The sequence below is a fragment of the Pseudomonas sp. NBB genome, from assembly GCF_032701105.1.
GTDB classification, from domain to species: Bacteria; Pseudomonadota; Gammaproteobacteria; order Pseudomonadales; family Pseudomonadaceae; genus Aquipseudomonas; species Aquipseudomonas asiatica.
This window is the reverse complement of record NZ_CP103994.1, coordinates 2,279,298-2,299,185: the sequence shown is the minus strand read 5'-3', so window position 1 is coordinate 2,299,185 and position 19,888 is coordinate 2,279,298. Positions and strand designations below refer to the sequence as shown.

16 protein-coding genes are annotated in these 19,888 nt (G+C 63.2%); 10 read left to right on the top strand and 6 right to left on the bottom strand.

The features are described from left to right. Nucleotides 1-131: 131 nt before the first annotated feature. Together NY023_RS10735 and NY023_RS10730 are read left to right on the top strand one after the other, a co-directional pair. Entirely contained in the window at nt 132-1,409 is a 1,278-nt protein-coding gene (locus NY023_RS10735; protein WP_013972022.1) for a bifunctional O-acetylhomoserine aminocarboxypropyltransferase/cysteine synthase, read from the top strand. A 64-nt stretch (nt 1,410-1,473) separates the two neighbouring features. Then, nucleotides 1,474-2,238 carry a hypothetical protein gene (locus tag NY023_RS10730; protein ID WP_038409274.1) on the top strand — a complete coding sequence of 255 codons (765 nt, stop codon included), beginning with the start codon at nt 1,474-1,476 and terminating at the stop codon, nt 2,236-2,238. A 349-nt stretch (nt 2,239-2,587) separates the two neighbouring features. Here the strand turns inward: NY023_RS10730 and NY023_RS10725 are convergent, their stop codons facing one another. Both NY023_RS10725 and NY023_RS10720 read right to left on the bottom strand, forming a co-directional pair. Further along, entirely contained in the window at nt 2,588-2,767 is a 180-nt protein-coding gene (locus NY023_RS10725; protein WP_169775263.1) for a hypothetical protein, read from the bottom strand. A gap of 96 nt (nt 2,768-2,863) precedes the next feature. Next, on the bottom strand, nt 2,864-3,031 hold the full coding sequence (locus NY023_RS10720; protein WP_023660823.1) for a hypothetical protein: 168 nt from the start codon (nt 3,029-3,031) through the stop codon (nt 2,864-2,866). Nucleotides 3,032-3,276: 245 nt separating this feature from the next. Between NY023_RS10720 and NY023_RS10715 the strand changes: the two genes are divergently transcribed. The 5 genes from NY023_RS10715 (at nt 3,277) to NY023_RS10695 (ending at nt 9,759) form a co-directional block, all read left to right on the top strand. Beyond that, complete coding sequence (locus NY023_RS10715) at nt 3,277-6,495, top strand: T6SS effector BTH_I2691 family protein (RefSeq protein ID WP_041506094.1); 3,219 nt, start codon at nt 3,277-3,279, stop codon at nt 6,493-6,495. Beyond that, complete coding sequence (locus tag NY023_RS10710; protein WP_023660822.1) at nt 6,492-7,292, top strand: DUF6708 domain-containing protein; 801 nt, start codon at nt 6,492-6,494, stop codon at nt 7,290-7,292. Before NY023_RS10715 ends, NY023_RS10710 begins: the two co-directional genes overlap by 4 nt. Before the next feature lie 163 nt (nt 7,293-7,455). Beyond that, nucleotides 7,456-8,256 (top strand): DUF6708 domain-containing protein, encoded by an 801-nt coding sequence (locus NY023_RS10705; RefSeq protein WP_235208035.1) that lies wholly within the window; start codon nt 7,456-7,458, stop codon nt 8,254-8,256. 122 nt (nt 8,257-8,378) lie between these two features. Then, nucleotides 8,379-9,014 carry a DUF1326 domain-containing protein gene (locus NY023_RS10700; RefSeq protein ID WP_013972018.1) on the top strand — a complete coding sequence of 212 codons (636 nt, stop codon included), beginning with the start codon at nt 8,379-8,381 and terminating at the stop codon, nt 9,012-9,014. After that, nucleotides 8,995-9,759, top strand: coding sequence for a DUF2182 domain-containing protein (locus NY023_RS10695; RefSeq protein ID WP_044046959.1), 765 nt, complete (start codon nt 8,995-8,997; stop codon nt 9,757-9,759). Before NY023_RS10700 ends, NY023_RS10695 begins: the two co-directional genes overlap by 20 nt. Before the next feature lie 58 nt (nt 9,760-9,817). Here the strand turns inward: NY023_RS10695 and NY023_RS10690 are convergent, their stop codons facing one another. The 3 genes from NY023_RS10690 to NY023_RS10680 all read right to left on the bottom strand — a co-directional run bounded on the left by NY023_RS10690 (nt 9,818) and on the right by NY023_RS10680 (nt 13,927). Continuing rightward, a complete protein-coding gene (locus NY023_RS10690) occupies nt 9,818-11,392 on the bottom strand; it encodes an aldehyde dehydrogenase (NADP(+)) (RefSeq protein WP_013972016.1) in 1,575 nt (524 codons plus the stop codon). Between the two features lie 209 nt (nt 11,393-11,601). Next, entirely contained in the window at nt 11,602-12,591 is a 990-nt protein-coding gene (gene araD1, locus NY023_RS10685) for an AraD1 family protein (RefSeq protein ID WP_013972015.1), read from the bottom strand. Between the two features lie 28 nt (nt 12,592-12,619). Continuing rightward, on the bottom strand, nt 12,620-13,927 hold the full coding sequence (locus NY023_RS10680; RefSeq protein ID WP_013972014.1) for an MFS transporter: 1,308 nt from the start codon (nt 13,925-13,927) through the stop codon (nt 12,620-12,622). Nucleotides 13,928-14,111: 184 nt separating this feature from the next. Between NY023_RS10680 and NY023_RS10675 the strand changes: the two genes are divergently transcribed. Next, on the top strand, nt 14,112-15,845 hold the full coding sequence (locus NY023_RS10675) for an IlvD/Edd family dehydratase (protein WP_013972013.1): 1,734 nt from the start codon (nt 14,112-14,114) through the stop codon (nt 15,843-15,845). Between the two features lie 1,022 nt (nt 15,846-16,867). Then, nucleotides 16,868-17,590, top strand: coding sequence for a FadR/GntR family transcriptional regulator (locus NY023_RS10670; RefSeq protein WP_024086746.1), 723 nt, complete (start codon nt 16,868-16,870; stop codon nt 17,588-17,590). A gap of 39 nt (nt 17,591-17,629) precedes the next feature. On the opposite strand, the gene glsB is transcribed toward NY023_RS10670, so the two are convergent. Then, nucleotides 17,630-18,538, bottom strand: coding sequence for a glutaminase B (gene glsB, locus NY023_RS10665; RefSeq protein WP_013972011.1), 909 nt, complete (start codon nt 18,536-18,538; stop codon nt 17,630-17,632). Nucleotides 18,539-18,738: 200 nt separating this feature from the next. On the opposite strand from glsB, the gene NY023_RS10660 reads away from it, so the two are divergent. Next, nucleotides 18,739-19,776: a sensor domain-containing diguanylate cyclase gene (locus NY023_RS10660; protein WP_316927896.1), complete on the top strand. Its 1,038-nt coding sequence runs from the start codon at nt 18,739-18,741 to the stop codon at nt 19,774-19,776. Nucleotides 19,777-19,888: the final 112 nt, after the last annotated feature.

The window sequence follows — 19,888 nt, the reverse complement described above, 5'->3', positions numbered from 1 at the left end:
TTTACAACGTTCTAACGCGCCCTTGAATGCGATGGGCTGTTGTCGAGCAGCCCATCGCGCGTTCACCCTTGACCCACACCCTCCCCCCGCCACATGCTCGATCGCTCCACCCACGCTCAAGGAACGATTGCATGAAGCTGGAAACCCTCGCTATCCACGCAGGCTTCAGCCCCGACCCGACCACCCGGGCAGTGGCCGTACCGATCTACCAGACCACTTCCTTCGCCTTCGACGACACCCAACACGGCGCCGACCTGTTCGACCTGAAGGTGGCCGGCAACATCTACTCGCGCATCATGAACCCCACCAACGACGTGCTCGAGCAGCGCATGGCCGCCCTGGAGGGCGGGGTTGGCGCGCTGGCGGTGGCCTCGGGCATGGCGGCCATCACCTACGCCATCCAGACCGTCGCCGAGGCCGGCGACAACATTGTCTCGGTGGCCAAGCTGTACGGCGGCACCTACAACCTGCTGGCCCACACCCTGCCACGCATGGGCATCCATACCCGCTTCGCCGCCCATGACGACATCGCCGCCCTCGAAGCGCTGATCGATTCGCGCACCAAGGCGGTGTTCTGCGAGTCCATCGGCAACCCTGCCGGCAATATCGTCGACATCGCCGCGCTGGCCGAGGCCGCCCACCGCCATGGTGTGCCGCTGATCGTCGACAACACCGTGGCCACCCCGGTGCTGTGCCGGCCGTTCGAGCACGGTGCCGATATCGTCGTGCACTCGCTGACCAAGTACATCGGCGGCCATGGCACCAGCATCGGCGGCATCGTCATCGACTCCGGCAAGTTCCCCTGGGCGGACAACAAGGAGCGCTTCGCCCTGCTCAACACCCCCGACCCGTCCTACCATGGTGTCACTTACACCGAAGCCTTCGGCCCCGCCGCCTTCATCGGCCGCTGCCGCGTGGTGCCATTGCGCAATACTGGCGCGGCGCTGTCGCCGTTCAACGCCTTCCTGATCCTGCAAGGCCTGGAAACCTTGGCATTGCGCATGGAACGCCACACCGAGAACGCGCTGAAGGTCGCCCGTTACCTGCAAGCCCACGAGCAGGTAGCGTGGGTGAAATATGCAGGGCTGCCTGACCACCCCGAGCATGAACTGGCCCAGCGCTACACCGGCGGCAAACCAGCGTCGATCCTGTCGTTCGGCATCAAGGGCGGCCAGGCGGCCGGTGCGCGCTTCATCGATGCGTTGCAGCTGGTGGTGCGCCTGGTGAACATCGGCGACGCCAAGTCGCTGGCCTGCCACCCCGCCTCTACCACCCACCGCCAGCTCAATGACGAGGAGCTGGAAAAGGCCGGCGTGCCACGGGACATGGTGCGCCTGTCGATCGGCATCGAGCACAGCGACGATATCATCGCCGACCTGGCCCAGGCGCTGGAGGCCAGCCGCGGTTGATTCATCTGCGCCCTACCCAATGCCTACGGCGGGCGCACCTTTCGCACATCTGGATAGCCCTGCGATGACCCTGTTCTACCTCAAGCTGATCGTCACCCCGCTCCTGATGTGGGCCATCTCCCTCGCCTCGCGTCGCTGGGGTGGCCTGCTCGGCGGGTTGCTGTCCGGCCTGCCGATCACTTCGGCCTTGGTAATGACCTTCCTGTGCCTGGAACAGGGCACGGCCTTTGCCTTGGGTGCGGTGCCCGGCGCGCTGGGCGGCCTGGCGGCGGTGCAGGCCACGTACACCTTCTACCTGTTCGCCACACGCAGGCTCGGCATCGGCTGGGCTGTATTGCTGGCGATGCTGTTCTATGGCGTCGCGGCCTACGCGTTTACACACGGGGGCAACCTGTACCTGTCGATTGCCGTGGCGCTGGTGCTGATCGGCGTGCTGATACGCGCCAGCGGCCGCGAGCCCAGGCCGGACACCCTGGTCCGGCCCCGGCATCGATTTTGGGAAATCCCTCTGCGCATGGTGTCTGCCACTTCGTTGCTGATGATCACCACAAGCCTGGCCAACTGGCTGGGCCCGGCGACCAGCGGGATGCTGGCGCCGATCCCGGTGATTGCCTGGCCGCTAGTGGTGTTCGCCCATGTGCAGACTGGCCGTGCAGGAATGGCGGCGATGGTGCGGGGCAATGCGATCGGGGCGGTGGGGGTGATTGCGTTTTATCTGGTATTGGCAGGGCTGCTCGATGCCTGGGGTGTCGCAATCGCCATCAGCCTGGCCATGCTTTGTGCCGTGGTCCTGACCGTGGGGCTGGCGGCTGCGTTGCGACGGGGGTGATACACCGGCGCGCATGCCAGGGGGCTGCTGCGCAGCCCATCGCAGGCAAGCCAGCTCCTACAGGATCACTACAACCTTCAAGGCAGATGCAGTACCTGTGGGAGCTGGCGTGCCCGCGAACACCGGCGTAGCCGGTGCCAGCCACCGCGCTGGATTCTTCGCGGGCTTGCCCGCTCCCACAGGATCACCACAACCTTCAAGGCAGCCACAGGATCACCACAACCTTCAAGGCAGCCGCAGTACCTGTGGGAGCGGGTTCACCCGCGAACACCGGCGCAGCCGGTGCCATACACCGAGTTGGATTCTTCGCGGGTAAACCCGCTCCCACAGGGGCCTGCCCTATCAATGGTCATTCCCTGCGCTGATCCAGGTCTACCGCAGGCTGTTCCACGCTCTGCCGGCCGTCATCAGCCAAGTTGTCTTCCTCCTGCCAATCACCACCCTCTTCTTCGTTCATGAGCGGGTCGTCATCAGGGTCGGGTATGGTCGGGCGGTCGGGGTCAACGGCCGGGTCGGGTGAAGTGGGCATTTCCGGGTTCGTGCCGCCTTGTGCATTCGGGTTGGGGCTCATCGCTGCATACCTCGCAAGAAAGATGTGAACCGCATTCGTTTTGGCCAAATCCCGTCAGCGAGGCTGCGGGTGCTCGGCAGAAACCGAATTGTTTGCCTGCACGTCCTCCATCTCCTCCTCGATCGGGCCTTCGTCATCCGAAGGTAGCGGGACCTCTCCGTCACCGCTGCCGGGCTGGGATTCGGTTTGCTCGAGGCCGGGGTCATTCTGATCGTTTGCCATGGACGTTCTCCTGGGTTTGCGCGTTGATCGCGCATACAGATCGGACGGAAAACGGACACCAGCAGTGCCTTGGGCTCGACAGGTGGCGCAAAAGGCCGGGGTACCGATCATGACCCCATATAGAGCTAAACCATTATTCAGAGACGTTTCCTACAAGGTTTTGGGAAGCCCAAAGCCTCTCTGGAAAGCGATTCCCCGTTAGTGTTCAGGGGTCGACAAGGACCTGTCCAACACTAGGATCGCTCATGACCATCAGCCAACGTATTGCCCTCGCGATCGCCGAAGCCGGGCTGCCGCACGACCAGTGCATGTTCTGCGAGCGCCAGGGCCTGCCGATCCTGCCGCTGCGCCGCGCCCTGGTGCCCGATGCCCGCCCCGAGTGTGTCTCCACCGTGGCGGATAACCGGCATATCTCGACAAAGATCGGCTTGCGCACCTTGCGCAGGGGCTTCCTGTATGTGCTGCTCGACCAGCAGGTCTGGCATGCCTATGCCGTCAGCGAGCAAGGTCATCTGCGCCGCTTCAACCCTTACGAGCCGCCAGATGGCCCGCCTTCGCCGCTGCCCGAAAAATGCGTGAACGCAGATCACGACATTCCTTCGGCCTTTCTCAACCTCGATACCGGCAGGTACACCAGCGCCTGGCTGGCCTTCTCCAGTGACGCCTGGCCGGTGAGCGTGCTGAACGCCTACAAGAGCGGCGCGTCGCCTGCGCATCGCTTCGAGGGCCTGGACCTGATCCAGGCCCGCAGCAATCCCGAACTGCTGGGCATCGCCATGACGCCCGATAAGCTTGGGGTCGACCAGCAGGTGTTCGAGTATGCCCAGCATGGCTGCGCCCCCTTCGACAGTGCGCACGGCTTCCACAGCCGCTGGTTGCGCCGGTTCGCCCTGCGCGGCTATCTGGTCAATGCGATCAACCGGCACCAGCTGGAAAACGGCGTGCTGGCGGTGGTGCTCGACGACACCGTCGGGCTGATTCAGGAGTACAACCATCAGCGCCTGAACTGGGTACTGAAGCGTCAGGCCTGGCGTGAAGAACCGATGCGGGCCTATCAGTTGCAGACCTCGCAGATCCTGCAGATCATTCGTGCCACGCACAGGGAATGGGCGGCGCAGAAGGTGCCGTCGCTGGAACCGATGACGGGCGATGGGCCGCCGGTGTTCACCGACCCGGCAGTCGAGCGGCAGCTGTTGGTCGAGCGTGCGCAGCAGGAGAGTGACGAGCGGCTTGAAGAGCGCTACCACGAACCGCAGCGGGCCGCGTTCCAGGCTGAATATGAGCAGCAGGAGCGTGAGTTTCAGCGTTACATCGACAAGGATGCCCAGGCGTACGTTGCCTTGTTCGATACGCCCATGTTCAAGGTGGCCGAGGCATACGACTACGACGGTAACGATCGTGAGTCCGGGGTGGCCTACGCCAAGACCATGGCCCTGTGCCTGGGCGGCGGGGTTACGGAAGCTGTCGTCCCCCGTCTTGAACCGCATGTTCCCGCTTCCGGCACCAGCGAACTGCTCTGGCTGAAATGGCTGCAGGACCCTGACAGCCCGCCCTACCGCGCCTTGCTGATACGCGACCAGGCACTGCTGGCCGGGCTGCTGCCCAGTTTCTCCGCCACAGAAGCGATCAACTGGAACGACAGCGACAAGCTTTACGGCATGCTGAGCAAGATCATCGCCAGCGATGACGCCGGCTTGCGCACGCGCAATACCCTCAAACAGGCCATTGCTGAAACGCAGGGTGCGCTCAATGCGGCCAGTCAGCGGCTGGCGCCATGTCTATCGCCAGGTATTCAGAAGGCCGTGCGGCATCTGAACAGCGCCACGCAGTTTCTCTACAACGGCGTCCATCTGATCGAGTTGGAAGTGAAGATGAAGCTGGGCGAGTACTACGCCTTGCAGAGCGCCCACTTGCGTGAGTTGCAGCACAAGGCCAATGCGTCGATCGCCGAGGCGCGGGACCGGATGCGCCGCAATATCGATGACTTCGAGTTTGGCTCGATGAAGGCCATGCGCAAGGTGCGGCCGATCATCCAGCACGGGCTGATGAGCCTGGCCGTGCTCGACCCGCGGTTCACCAATTCGATGATCAGCGTGACGGTGTGGGTCGAGGGCAAGGCCGAGGAAGTGCATGGGCGGTTGTTCAAGGAGGCCAGCATGGGGGTAACCCAGGCGAGCAGCGCGGCGCAGCTTGCCCTGGTGGATATCTCGGTGGCAGCGGGGACGCTGGAAGCCGATGCGCGCAAATTATTGCAGGGGATGAAGATCACGTCGCAGCAGGCGGCCCGATTGGTAAAAACCGGTTTTTCCGGGTTGCGCGGGATTGCTGGTAGCTGGGAAGTCCTGCTGGCGATTGGCGGGTTGTATCTGCAGCAGGACAGCCTGGGCAGGAATCAGGAAAAGGCGGAGACAGAGGTTGGGCCGAAGGCGCATGAGGCCAGGTTGGCGTTGCAAGGATCGCAGTTGGGCCTGTTGGGAGGGCAAATCGAACTGGTTGGGCTCATTTTGAGATCAAGCGCTGGTCTACTGAATTTGGCGCGGGCAAAGGGTGTTGCAGCCAGTGGGGGGGCCTTGATAAGGCTTGGTGCTTTGGTAAGTGTGGTTGCAGGGGTCTTTGATACGGCTCAAGCAATCAATGCCATGAGGCGCACCGCCGCTGCGGGTGATGATGTAGCGTACTACCAACATCTAACTTCAGCCTTTTTTTATGCGGCTGGAACTATCGCGTTCGGAGTCGCAGTACTCAACCCGTTATTTTTCGGCCCGCTGGGATTGGCGATAGCCCTCACGCTTGCTGCTTATCAACTAAGCAAACGGGCTGAGAAAAATGAATCAACTGATTTGGAACGCTGGGTAAGGCGGTGCTGCTTTGGAAAGGCAGACGAAAAGCCGAGCATTCATTGGAATTCCCCAGAACATGCGGATATCGCTTTTGCCGAACTCAATGCTGCCACGTTAGGGGTGCAGGCGAAGTTGCACTTTGAGTCGCACGTGGCAACTGATCCAGGTCTTCCGAAAATCGGTGGCTTGATTAGTGTCGAAATAATGAGGGAGCTAAAATTCTTGATCGCTTTGCCTATGTACGACGAGCGGTCTTCGGGATATCACTGGAAATTGATCGTGCATCGTCACGGTGATGGCCATCACCCTGATTACGTTGGCGGGGAAACTATTGCTTCGGGCAATTTCTTTGCAAACTCTGAAGAGCCTCTCTCACCGTCCTCTTCATTTTCCAGCTTTACATCGCCGCGAATACCCGACCACGACCGCAATTATTCAATCAGCGAGAAGCGAAAACCTTACCCTGCGGGGCTCAGTCAGTTAGAAATTTCTGGCTCGATATCGCTCATGGCAACTATAGGAAACCACACGATACTGGCAGCTACGCTGGTGGTGATGTACTGGCCGGATCGGAGCTTGCCAGGTGGGTATATTGAGATTTGTGCCAGGGAGATTAACGAGTGAAGCGTGATGGTAAAGTTCTGTGGGAGCGCGCTTTAGGCTGGAGTCATGACCTTCCCAAGGTAGATGAAGTGCCAAAGTGGCGGGAAGTGTGGGCAAGTGTCAAACCGTCGCCCAACTACTTCGATGATGTTTATCTCGAGTTACCTCGGAGTAGCATTATCCTCCGAGGTGTCATATTTTTAGTTGGGATTCCGGGGTTGATTTTTATTCTGGGATTGACGCTTTGCCTCTACTGGAGTCTTTTGCATGACGGTTGGCAGCGCGATTGGCTAATAAACATATCAATAATTTTTCCTCCGGCAATACTATGGGCTTTGATTCCCTATGTCAGACTTGATCTGGTTACGCCTAGAGATGAGCCAATTCGCTTCAATCGACTCCGCCAAAAGATATACATTTATGAGTTTCGATATGACCGCATATTCATCTTCAGCCGCAAACGATGGGGCGTCAAACCGGTCGCCTACAACTGGGACGACGTAACCGCCGAAGTCTACCGAGTCTACGCCCCCGGTCACGGCGGCCTGATCGAGAACGTCATGCTGTCGATCCGCAACCCAGAAACCAACGAAGTCATCGACCGCGTGTTCTTCACTCACGACCTCTACCACGGCGAAGCCTACTGGGCCATCGCCCGGCTATTCATGCAGCAAGGCCCCAAAGCCCTGCCGGAGTTCGTGCACCCACCCCGTGACTGGAACGACGACGATGGCCTGAGCCACATGCATTGCCTGGCACCCAAGGTTCATTGGCCGGAGGATATTGACCGCGAATCCCGTACTGCCCCATCTGAATGAGAAGGCCGATGCCCCCGGGCCTAGAAGTATAGGCTGCCATAGGTTGCGGCAGCCTCTCTGCTCCCGCAAGGCCCCTGCACAGCTAGGCCCTACGGCAAGCTGCTACACGCTCTGCCTAGATGCCAAGTGGGTACATTGAGATTTGTGCCAAGGAGATTAGCGAGTGAAGCGTGATGATAAAGTTTTGTGCGAGCGCGCTTTAGGCTGGAGCCATGACCTTCCCACGGTGCATGAAGTTCCAAAGTGGCGGGAAGTGTGGACGAGTGTCAAGCCGTCGCCAAACTATTTCGATGATGTATATCTCGAGTTACCGCGGAGCAGCACCATCCTTCGAGGTGTTATATTTTTGATTGGGGTTCCGGGTTTGCTATTTGCTTTAGGAGTTACGCTTTACTTATACTGGAGCCTTTTGCATGGCAGTTGGCCGCGCGACTGGCTTACAAACATATCAATAGCTCTTCTTCCGGTAGCATTATGGGCTTTGACTGCCTACGTCAGGCTTGATCTGGTTGCCCCTAGAGACGAGCCAATTCGCTTCAATCGACTACGCCAAAAAATATATATTTATGAGTTTCGATATGACCGTATCTTCATCTTCAGTCGCAAACGATGGGGCGTCAAGCCGGTCGCCTACAACTGGGAGGACGTAACCGCCGAAGTCTACCGAGTCTACGCCCCCGGCCACGGTGGCCTGATCGAAAACGTCATGCTGTCGGTCCGCAACCCGGAAACCAACGAAGTCATCGACCGTGTGTTCTTCACCTATGACCTCTACAAAGGCGAAGCCTACTGGGCCATCGCCCGACTATTCATGCAGCAAGGCCCCGAAGCCCTGCCGAAGTTCGTACACCCACCCCGTGACTGGAACGATGACGATGGCCTGAGCCACATGCATTGCCTGGCACCCAAGGTTCATTGGCCGGAGGACATTGACCGTGAATCCCGCACTGCCCCATCTGACTGAGGAGGCCGATGCTTTGAAGCAGTGGTTTTATACGGCCCGTGACAGATGCCGAATCTATCTAAATATGGCGGCATGATCCGGAACTAAACTAACAAGTGGCACTTGTTTGCGAGGATAGGATCATGGCCTATGTCGATTGGCGATTGCGCGGCGCAGGGGTCGACCTTTGCAACTGCGATTATGGCTGCCCCTGCCAGTTCAATGCCTTGCCCACCCATGGCACTTGCGAAGCGGCAGTGGGCTATCACATTGAGGAGGGGTACTTCGACGAGGTGTCGCTGGCCGGCTTGAATGTGGCCTGCACCTTCGCCTGGCCTGGGCCCATCCACGAGGGCGGTGGGCAATGCCAGGCCTTTATCGATGAACGCGCCAGTGATGCCCAGCGCCAGGCATTGCTGACCATTCTCAGCGGCCAGGAACAGGAACCCACGGCCTTCTTCGCCATTTTCGCCAGCACGGTGCAGACCATGCACGCACCGCAGTTCGTGCCGGTTGAGGTGCACACCGACCGCGCCGCACTGACCGCCAGCATCCACGTGCCCGGGGTGCTGGATGGCCGGGCCGAGCCGATCCGCAACCCCGTGGACGGATCGGTGCACCGGGCCAGGCTGGTGCTGCCAGAGGGCTTCGAGTTCGGCGAGACGGACTGCGCCAGCGCCACCTTCAACTGCTCCGGGGCGGTGAAGCTGGACTATGCCGGGCGCAACGCCATGCTCTACGACCTGGATATGGGGCCAAATGGCATCATCCGCGGCTAGTCGCTGGCCAGCCCCGGGCGCGCTGCTGACCGGCGCGCTGGTGCTGATGATCAGCGCGCTGGGTTGGTGGTGGCACGTCGAGCAGGCAACGACCATGGCGGCAATGGGCGAGATGCAGATGCCACCCACCGCCTGGTGGTCGCGCCAGGGCGTGCTGACCCTGCTGATGTGGTTGGCGATGATGCAGGCGATGATGCTGCCGGCCGCCCTGCCGGTGTTCCTGATTTACCGACGCTGCCTGCTGCGCGACAGCGCCGGCCCATTCAAGCTGCTGCTGTTCTGCGCGGCCTATGCGCTGCTCTGGTGTGGCTTCGCCCTGCTGATGACCCTGCTGCAGGCCCTTGGCGAATGGCTTGGCTGGCTCGATCCCATGACCCTGCGCCTGCCACCGCTCATGGGTGCGCTACTGCTTCTGCTGGCCGGTGGCTACCAGATGAGCCAGGGCAAGGCCGCTTGCCTGGAGCATTGCCAGAGCCCGCTGTTCTTTCTTCAGCACAATGTACGCCCGGGCCTTGGCGGCGCCTGGAGGCTGGGGTTGCAGCATGGCCTGTACTGCATCGGTTGCTGCTGGGCGCTGATGCTGGTGCTGCTGGTGGTTGGCGCCATGAGCCTGTGGGGCATGGCCGCGCTGGCGATGCTGGTTCTGGCGGAGAAAGTGTTGCGGTTGGGCGCGGCCTGGCGCCGCTACAGTGGCGCCCTGCTTATCGCTGGTGGACTGCTGCTGGCGCTCTGGCCGCATATCTGACAACCCGCCCGGGCCTACCCGGGCGGAGTGCAGCGGTACCACGCCGAAGCCCTTGGCGTCAGGCCAGCGCCTCGCGGCTGTGCTGGCCGTCGACCAGGCGTTGCAGGCCCAGCGGGTTGGCGTTTTTCAGGGCGTCGGGCAGCAGCGCATCCGGGTAGTCCTGGTAGCACACCGGCCGCAGGAAGCGGTCGATGGCCAAGGTGCCGACCGAGGTCCCACGGGCATCGGACGTGGCCGGGTATGGCCCGCCATGCACCATGGCATCGCACACTTCGACACCGGTCGGGTAACCATTGACCAGCAGGCGCCCGGCCTTGCGCTGCAGCAGCGGCACCAGCGCGGCGAAGCGCTGCAGGTCTTGTGGCTCGGCAATCAGCGTTGCAGTCAGCTGCCCGTGCAAGGCTTGCAGCGCGCGGCGCAGTTCGGCTTCGTCGGCCACCGCCACGGCCACCGTGGCCGGCCCGAACACCTCCTCCTGAAGCAACGCATCACCGTCAAGCAGCAGGCTCACATCCGCCTGGAACAGCTGCGCCTGCGCCTGGTCGCCAGCCTGGTCGGCGCCGGCCAGATGACGCACGCCCGGGTGCTGGTGCAGGCGTTGCACGCCCTGGGCATAGCTGCGCAATGTACCGGCATTGAGCATGGTCTGCCCGGGCTGGTCGGCCAGCTGCGCACCAAGGGCCGCCAGGAAGTTGCTGAACGCTTCGCCGGCAATACCGATGACCAGCCCGGGGTTGGTGCAGAACTGCCCGCAGCCCAGCACCACCGAACCGGCCAGCTCCCTGGCTACCTGCTCGCCCCTGGCCTGCAAGGCCGCAGGCAAGACCAGCACCGGGTTGATGCTGCTCATTTCGGCGAACACCGGAATCGGCTGCGGGCGCGCTGCAGTCAGCTCGCACAGCGCACGGCCGCCCTTGAGCGAACCGGTGAAGCCCACGGCCTGGATCGCCGGGTGGCGCACCAGCGCTTCGCCGACACCGGCACCGTAGATCATGTTGAACACGCCCGCGGGCATGCCGGTGGCCACCACTGCCCGCTCGATGGCCTCGGCCACCCGTTCGGCAGTAGCCATATGGCCGCTGTGCGCCTTCACCACCACCGGGCAACCGGCGGCCAGCGCCGCGGCGGTATCACCCCCAGCGGTGGAGAAGGCCAGCGGGAAGTTGCTGGCGCCGAACACGGCTACCGGGCCGACGCCGGTACGGTACTGGCGCAGGTCGGGGCGCGGCAGCGGCTGACGCTGGGGTTGGGCACGGTCGATGCGAGCACCCAAGTAGTCGCCACGACGAAGCACCGAGGCGAACAGACGCATCTGGTTGCTGGTGCGCGCGCGTTCGCCCTGGATGCGCCCGGCCGGCAGTGCGGTTTCGCGGCACACGGTGGCGACAAAACTGTCGTCCAGCGCATCCAGCTGGTCGGCAATGGCATCGAGGAACTGCGCACGGCGCTGCGGCGCCAGGGCGTTGTATTCGGCGAAGGCCGCTTCGGCAGCCTGCGCGGCGGCGTCCACTTCCTCCGGGGTGGCTTGGGCAAAGGCCTGCGGGAGGGCTTCGCCGGTGCGCGCGTCGAGGCTTTGCAGGCGCACGCTGCCGGCAGCGCTGCGCTGGCCGCCAATGAAGTTGCTTCCGGTCATGGTTGGCTCCTGTAATGAGGAAAGAAGATTCAAAGGTTCATGTCAGCCATGAAGTGCACATGCCCCGCCATGTCAGCAGGGCCCCTGTGGGAGCGGCTTCAGCCGCGAACACCGGCGTAGCCGGTGCCATGCACCGCGCCGGGCCCTTCGCGGCTAAAGCCGCTCCCACAGGTACGCGGGCGAACCCGACACACTGCTCGCCTGACTGCTCAAAGGCTTTTCACCACCCCAGGGCGAACCTGCCCAGGCGCGGCGGCAATGCCATTGCGCAGCGGCTGGCCGAAGGCGTCGAGGCTGACTTCGAAGGTGTCGCCCGGGCGCGCCTGGATGCCGTCGGCGAACGACAGCGTGGCGGTGCCGAAGTAATGCACGTGGATATCACCGGGGCGCAGGAACTGGGTGTACTTGAAGTGGTGAAATTCAAGGTTCTCGAAGCTGTGGCACATGTTCTGCTCGCCCGACAGGAACGGCTTGCGCCACAGCTCCTGCCCGTCGCGCAGGATGCGGCTGGTGCCTTCCAGGTGGGCCGGCAGCGCACCCAGGCGCAGCTCTGGGCCGAAGCTGCAGGCGCGCAGTTTGGAATGGGCCAGGTACAGGTAGTTGCGCCGCTCCATCACATGGTCGGAAAACTCGTTGCCCAACGCATAGCCAAGGCGGTAAGGCGTGCCGTCGGCACCGATCAGGTACAGCCCGACCAGCTCTGGCTCCTCGCCGGCATCCTCGGCGAACGCCGGCAGCGGCAGGTCGGCGCCAGGGCGCACGACGATGCCACCGTCGCCCTTGTAGAACCACTCCGGCTGCGCGCCCTCCTCGCCTGCCGGCGGCCGACCGCCATCGAGGCCCCACTGGAACATGCGCATGCTATCGGTCACCGCGCCTTCGGCCTGCTGCTGATGCATCTTGTCGCGGGTTGCGGCGCTGCCCAGGTGGGTCAGCCCGGTGCCGGTGACCAGGCAGTGCGCCGGGTCCGGGTGGTCCAGTGGCGGCAACACGCGGCCTTCGGCCAGCAGGGCCAGGTAGTCGTGGCGCTCGCTCAGGCCGGCAGCCTGCACTTCAGCGGCCAGGTCACGGCCGGCGGCAATGGCTTGCAGGGCCAGCTCGCGGGTGCTGCCAGCGCCCTGAACCTGCAGGGCGTAATTGCCTTCCACCACGCCCACGCAGCGCTCGCCGGTGGCGGTTTCAAATTGGATCAATCGCATGTTTGTGCTCGCTTCTCGGTTGCGAAAATTAGCGGGAGGCTTCGGCTGCCCGCGAGGAAGCCAGGCGCTGGCGGCGCTCCAGGCGGTTGTAGACAACCCCGGTGAGCAACAGCCCGAACAGCATCACCACGGCCAGGAAATACAGCCCCGACGAAAGTTGCCCGGTGTGCTCCTTGAGCGCGCCGATACCGAACGGGCCCAGGTAGCCGCCGAGGTTGCCGATCGAGTTGATCAAGGCGATGCCGGCTGCAGCGCTGGCCCCGGAGAAGAAACGGCCCGGCAAGGTCCAGAAAATGGCGGTGCAGGAGAACAACGCGAATGCCACCAGGCACAGCGCTGCCAGCTGCATGACCGGCACGCTAAGCCAGGCACTGAAGAACAGGCCGATCGCACCCAGGGCATACAGCAGGCCAAGATGGCCATAGCGGTCGTTCAGGCGGTCGGAGCTGCGCGGCACGATCAGCAGGCCGATGATGCCGAACAGGTAAGGCACGGCCGAAACGAAACCGGTGACCAGGTCACTGCCGCCAAACTGGTGGATCAGCGTGGGCAGCCAAAGGCCCAGGCCGTAAATGCTCAGGGTTACCGGCAGGTAGAACAGCGCCAGCAACAGCACCCGGCTGTCCTTCAGGGCATGCAACGGATTGCCATGGCGGGTCTGGCCGAACTCGCGCAGGTCATTGGCCAGCTGTTCCTGCAGCCAGCTGCGCTGTTCGTCGCTGAGCCAGCGCACCTTGGCCGGGCTGTCTGGCAGCAGGCGCAGGGTCGGCCAGGCCAGCAGCACCGCGGGGGTACCGATGCAGATGAACAGCCATTGCCAGCCATGCAGGCCGTAGATGCCATCGAGCCCCAGCAGCGCGCCCGAGAGCGGCCCGGTGATCAGCATCGCCAGCGGCTGGGAGAGGATGAAGAAGCCGAGGATCTTGCCGCGATGGCGCACCGGGTACCACTGGGTGATGTAGTAAAGCACGCCCGGGAAGAAGCCCGCCTCGGCCGCCCCCAGCAGAAAGCGCATCACGTAGAAACCGTTGGGCCCGGTAACGAACGCCATGCCGACGGTGATCGCGCCCCAGGTAACCAGGATGCGGGCGAACCAGCGGCGCGCGCCAAAGCGGTCGAGCAACAGGTTGCTCGGCACCTCGAACAGGAAGTAACCAATGAAGAAGAGCCCGGCGCCAAGGCCGTAGGCCGCGTCACCCAGGCCGATGTCGGCGCCCATGTGCAGCTTGGCGAAGCCCACCGCGGAACGGTCGACATAGGCCACCAGGTAAAGCAGTACCAGAAAAGGGATGAGTTTCAGTGTGATCAGGCGGACGAGCCGCTGCTCCTGAATCATGGCGATGTCTCCAATTGTTCTTGTAATGGGTACAGCACCTGGCCGGGGACTTTTTGGCAGACCTCTGACCTGGGTGAATGATCTTATAGTATTACTAATTGAGCCAACAAGCCTTCACAGAGACCATTTTTATCAGTACAGTCGATCTCACAACGACAAATAGTAATACTAATTAGGTGTTCCCATGTCTGATAGCAAACGCCCACTGCGCTCCGCCCAATGGTTCGGCACCGCCGACAAGAACGGTTTCATGTACCGCAGCTGGATGAAGAACCAGGGTATTCCGGACCACGAATTCCAGGGCAAGCCGATCATCGGCATCTGCAACACCTGGTCGGAGCTGACCCCGTGCAACGCGCACTTCCGCAAGATTGCCGAACACGTCAAGAAGGGCGTGCTGGAGGCTGGCGGCTTCCCGGTGGAGTTCCCGGTGTTCTCCAGCGGCGAGTCCAACCTGCGCCCCACCGCCATGCTCACCCGCAACCTGGCGAGCATGGATGTGGAGGAAGCGATCCGTGGCAACCCGGTGGACGCTGTGGTGCTGCTGACCGGCTGTGACAAGACCACCCCGGCGCTGCTGATGGGCGCGGCGAGCTGTGACGTGCCGGCGATCGTGGTTACCGGCGGGCCGATGCTGAACGGCAAGCACAAAGGCAAGGACATTGGCGCCGGCACCATCGTCTGGCAGATGCACGAGGCCTACAAGGCCGGCCAGATCGACCTCAATGAGTTCCTCTCGGCCGAGGCCGGCATGTCGCGCTCGGCAGGTACCTGCAACACCATGGGCACCGCCTCGACCATGGCCTGCATGGCCGAAGCGCTGGGCACCTCGCTGCCGCACAACGCCGCCATTCCGGCGGTGGATGCACGGCGCTACGTGCTGGCCCACCTGTCGGGCATGCGCATTGTCGACATGGTGCGCGAAGACCTGCGCCTGTCGAAAATCCTCACCCGCGAAGCCTTCGAGAACGCCATCCGCGTCAACGCCGCCATCGGTGGCTCGACCAACGCGGTGATTCACCTGAAGGCCATCGCCGGGCGTATCGGCGTGGACCTGCAGCTGGAAGACTGGACCCGTATCGGCCGTGGTACGCCAACCCTGGTCGACCTGCAGCCTTCGGGCCGTTTTCTGATGGAAGAGTTCTACTACGCCGGCGGCCTGCCTGCGGTCATCCGCCGCCTGGGCGAACACGGCCTGCTGCCCAACCCTGCCGCGCTGACGGCCAACGGCAAGAGCCTGTGGGACAACTGCCAGGCCGCACCGCTGTATGACGAAGAGGTGATCCGCCCGATCGACAAGCCGCTGGTGGCCGATGGCGGCATCTGCATCCTGCGCGGCAACCTGGCGCCCAAGGGCGCCGTGCTCAAGCCCTCGGCCGCCACCCCGGCGCTGATGCAGCATCGTGGCCGCGCCGTCGTGTTCGAGAACTTCGACGACTACAAGGCACGCATCAACGACCCCGAGCTGGATGTGGATGCCAGTTCCGTGCTGGTGATGAAGCACTGCGGGCCCAAGGGCTACCCGGGCATGGCCGAGGTCGGCAACATGGGCCTGCCGGCCAAGCTGCTGGCCCAGGGCGTGACCGACATGGTGCGTATTTCCGATGCCCGCATGAGCGGCACCGCCTACGGCACCGTGGTGCTGCACGTGGCGCCGGAAGCGGCAGCTGGCGGGCCGTTGGCTGCCGTGCGCGAAGGCGACTGGATCGAACTGGATTGCAAGGAAGGCCGCCTGCACCTGGACATTTCCGACGAGGAACTGGCCGGCCGCCTGGCTGACCTGCAAGCCCCGCCGCAGTTGATCAGCGGTGGTTACGCCAGGCTGTACCTGGACCACGTCATGCAGGCCGATGAGGGTTGCGACTTCGACTTCCTGGTCGGATGCCGCGGGGCGGCGGTGCCCAAGCACTCGCACTAAGAGCGTCATTGGGGCTGCTGCGCAGCCCATCGCAGGCAAGCCGGGCTCCCACAGGGACCGCGAAAGTCTCCAGGTATGCGCCGTATCTGTGGGAGCGGCTTCAGCCGCGAACACCGGCAAAGCCGGTGCCATCCTCCGCGTCGCCTGCTTCGCGGGCGCGCCCGCTCCCACAGGTCCGGCGCAGGCTTCAGGCTCACGCGGTACCTGTGGGAGCGGCCGTGGCCGCGAACACCGGCGCAGCCGGTGCCATCCTCCGCGTCGCCTGCTTCGCGGGTGAACCCGCTCCCACAGGGACGGCGCAGGCTTCAGGCTCACGCTGTACCTGTAGGAGCGGCTTCAGCCGCGAACACCGGCGTAGCCGGTGCCATCCACCGCGTCGCCTGCTTCGCGGGTGAACCCGCTCCCACAGGGACGGCGCAGGCTTCAGGCTCACGCGGTACCTGTGGGAGCGGCCGTGGCCGCGAACACCGGCGCAGCCCGGTGCCATCCTCCGCGTCGCCTGCTTCGCGGGTGAACCCGCTCCCACAGGGACGGCACAGGCTTCAGGCTCACGCTGTACCTGTAGGAGCGGCTTCAGCCGCGAACACCGGCGTAGCCGGTGCCATCCACCGCGTCGCCTGCTTCGCGGGTGAACCCGCTCCCACAGGGACGGCGCAGGCTTCAGGCTCACGCGGTACCTGTGGGAGCGGCCGTGGCCGCGAACACCGGCGCAGCCGGTGCCATCCACTGCGTCGCCTGCTTCGCGGGTGAACCCGCTCCCACAGGGACGGCGCAGGCTTCAGGCTCACGCGGTACCTGTAGGAGCGGCTTCAGCCGCGAACACCGGCGCAGCCGGTGCCATCCACCGCGTCGCCTGCTTCGCGGGTGAACCCGCTCCCACAGGGACGGCGCAGGCTTCAGGCTCACGCGGTACCTGTGGGAGCGGCCGTGGCCGCGAACACCGGCGCAGCCGGTGCCATGCACCGCGTCGACGCGCTAATGCTATGATGCTGCCCCCGCCCGAAGGATCCGCCCCGCCCCACATGAACTACCGCCAACCCACCACGCGCAAGAGCATGCACGCCACCCTGGTCCAGGACCTTGGCGTACAGATCGTATCCGGCCAACTCGCACCCGGGCAGAAGCTGCCTTCCGAGGCCAGCCTGTGCGAAGCCTACGCGATCAGCCGGCCGGTGTTCCGCGAGGCGATGCGCGCCCTTACCGCCAAGGGCCTGATCGAGGCCCGCCCGCGGGTGGGTACCCTGGTTCGGCCGCGCCATGACTGGCACATGCTCGACCCGGACGTGCTGCACTGGCTGATGCAGGCCACGCCACAGCAGGAATTCTTCAACATGCTAAGCAGCGTACGTTGGGTCATCGAACCCGCCGCCGCCGCACTGGCCGCCACCAACGCCAGCGCCGACGACGTCGATTCGATCGCCGAGGCCTACCAGCGCATGGAAGCCGCCCGCAACCATGAAGAGCGCCTGCAACCGGACCTGGACTTCCACGCCCGTATCGCCGACGCCACCCACAACGACCTGCTGGCCTACCTGTGCAACATGCTGTCGATGGCGCTGCGCGAGTCGGTGCGCTACTCCAACCAGCGGGCGAATTTCGACGAACTCGCCCTGCCCCGCCACAAGGCGATTCTGACCGCTATCCAGAACGGTGACGCGCTGGGCGCGCGGCATGCTTCACTGGTACAGCTTGAAGATGCCCGCGTGGCGCTGGCCAAGGTACTGGGGCAGGACCCGACAAGCTGAGGTATCGACCGGGCCCACCTCAGCCACCGGGCCCGCCGATCAGAACACCGACCAGCCGATCCGCGAACTGAGCAGTTCGAGCGCCGCCATCCCGGCCAGCGAGTTACCCGCCGCATTCAACTCCGGTGACCACACGCACACAGTGAATTGCCCCGGCACGATGGCCACAATCCCGCCCCCCACGCCACTCTTGCCCGGCAACCCTACCCGATAGGCGAAATTCCCTGCTTCGTCATACAACCCGCTAGTGGCCATGATCGAGTTCACCTGCTGGGTCTGGCGCCGGGTCAGAATCTGCTCACCACTGTGCTTGCAGAACCCATCGTTAGCCAGGAAACAGAACGCCCGGGCCAGGTCCAGGCAATTCATCTGCAGCGCGCAATAGCTGAAATAGCTGCGCAGTACCGTTTCCACCTCGTTATGGAAGTTGCCGAACGACTGCATCAGGTAAGCCATGGCCGCGTTACGCGCACGGAACTGATACTCCGAGTCGGCAACGCGGGCATCGATCGAGATGTGCGGATTGCCCGATAGCCGCCGCACGAAATCGCGCATCGACAACGTAGGTGCAGCGAAGCGCGACTGGTTGATGTCGCAGATCACCAACGCACCCGCATTGATAAAGGGGTTGCGCGGCCGACCGCGTTCGAACTCCAGCTGCACCAGCGAGTTGAACGGCTGGCCGGAAGGCTCATGGCCAAGCCGCTGCCAAATGGCTTCCCCGGAGTGCCCAATCGCCTGCACCAGGCTGAACACCTTGGAAATACTCTGCACCGAGAACGGCACCAGCGCGTCGCCTGCACAGTAATAGCTGCCATCGTTGCCATAGACCGCGATGCCCAGCTGGTTCGCCGGCACATCGGCCAGCGCGGGAATGTAGTCAGCCACTTTGCCCTTGCCGATCAAGGGACGTACTTCTTCGAGAATCTCGTTCAACAGCGTTTGCATGGAAGGCCCTGTATCAGTCCCCAGACGACGGCTAAGGGGTAGCATCCTTGACGAAGATCGAGCGAAAGAAATCACACTCCCGGCAAGAAATTGTCGGCCGACCGTGCATCACGCCATGGCCTATGCTGTGCTTGTTTCGACGGTATACAGCCCGCGCACCCGCCAGGTACCCAAGCCAACCAAGGAACGGAGGACCCACAATGCCAGCTTGCCCCTTGCCCGCTGACGAAGCGCTGCGCCAGCGCACGCTCGACGACATGAACCTGGTCGACACGCCAGCCGAGCATTACCTGGATACCCTGGTGCGGCTCACCCAGGACCTGGCCCATGTGGACACTGTGCTTATCAGCCTGATCGACCAGGACCGACAGTGGTTCAAGGCCCGCATAGGCCTTGAGGCAAGCGAGACGACGCGCAGTGTTTCGTTCTGCGGCTACGCCATTCTCGGCGAGGATACCCTGATGGTGCCCGACGCCAAGTGCGACAGGCGCTTCGTCGACAACCCGCTCGTGCTGAACGCGCCCTACATCCGCTTTTACGCCGGCCACCCCTTGCGCGCCGGCAACGGTAAAGCCATCGGCACGCTGTGCATGTTCGACCCGCGCCCGCGTGTGCTCAGCGAGGCTCAGCAAGCGAACTTCAGGGACCTGGCCACGCTCGCCGAGGGGTATCTGCAGCTGCGTACCTTGGCCCAGGTGAACCGCGATCTGCGGCTTGAAATGGATCGCGAGCAGCGCAAAGCCCTGCTCGACCCTTTGACACAACTGTGGAACCGCGGCGCGTTGTCGGCGTTTGAAGCGCATGAACGGCGATTGGCCGAGGTGAACGGCTTACAGCTGGGTGCGGTTTATGCCGACCTGGACCACTTCAAGTCCATCAACGACAAGTACGGCCATGGCGGCGGAGACAAGGTGCTGTGCGAAACGGCCCGTCGCCTGCGCGCTGCACTGCGCCCCGATGACCTGGTGGTGCGCCATGGGGGTGAGGAGTTTGTTGCAATTTTGCAGGTGAAGGACAGCGAAGAGCTGACCCGTATTGCTGAGCGGATTCGCGAACAGGTGGGTGCCAGCCCGATGCAGTTGCCCTGTGGCCAGTTGAACGTAACCCTGAGCATCGGGTGCACGCTGTTTGCCAAGGGTGAAACGCTGGATGACGCACTGGAACGCGCTGACAAGGGACTTTATGACGCCAAACAGAATGGACGAAACCGGGTTGTCTACATAGCGCCACCTCTCTGAGACGAGCACGATCCGGGCCGTGCGGCATCTCTTCTCGCCTCTCAGCCCGGCTATTTGTTGCCGCTGACCGAAAACTGACCCAGTTTCGCCCGTTGTGCTGACTGAAAACTGA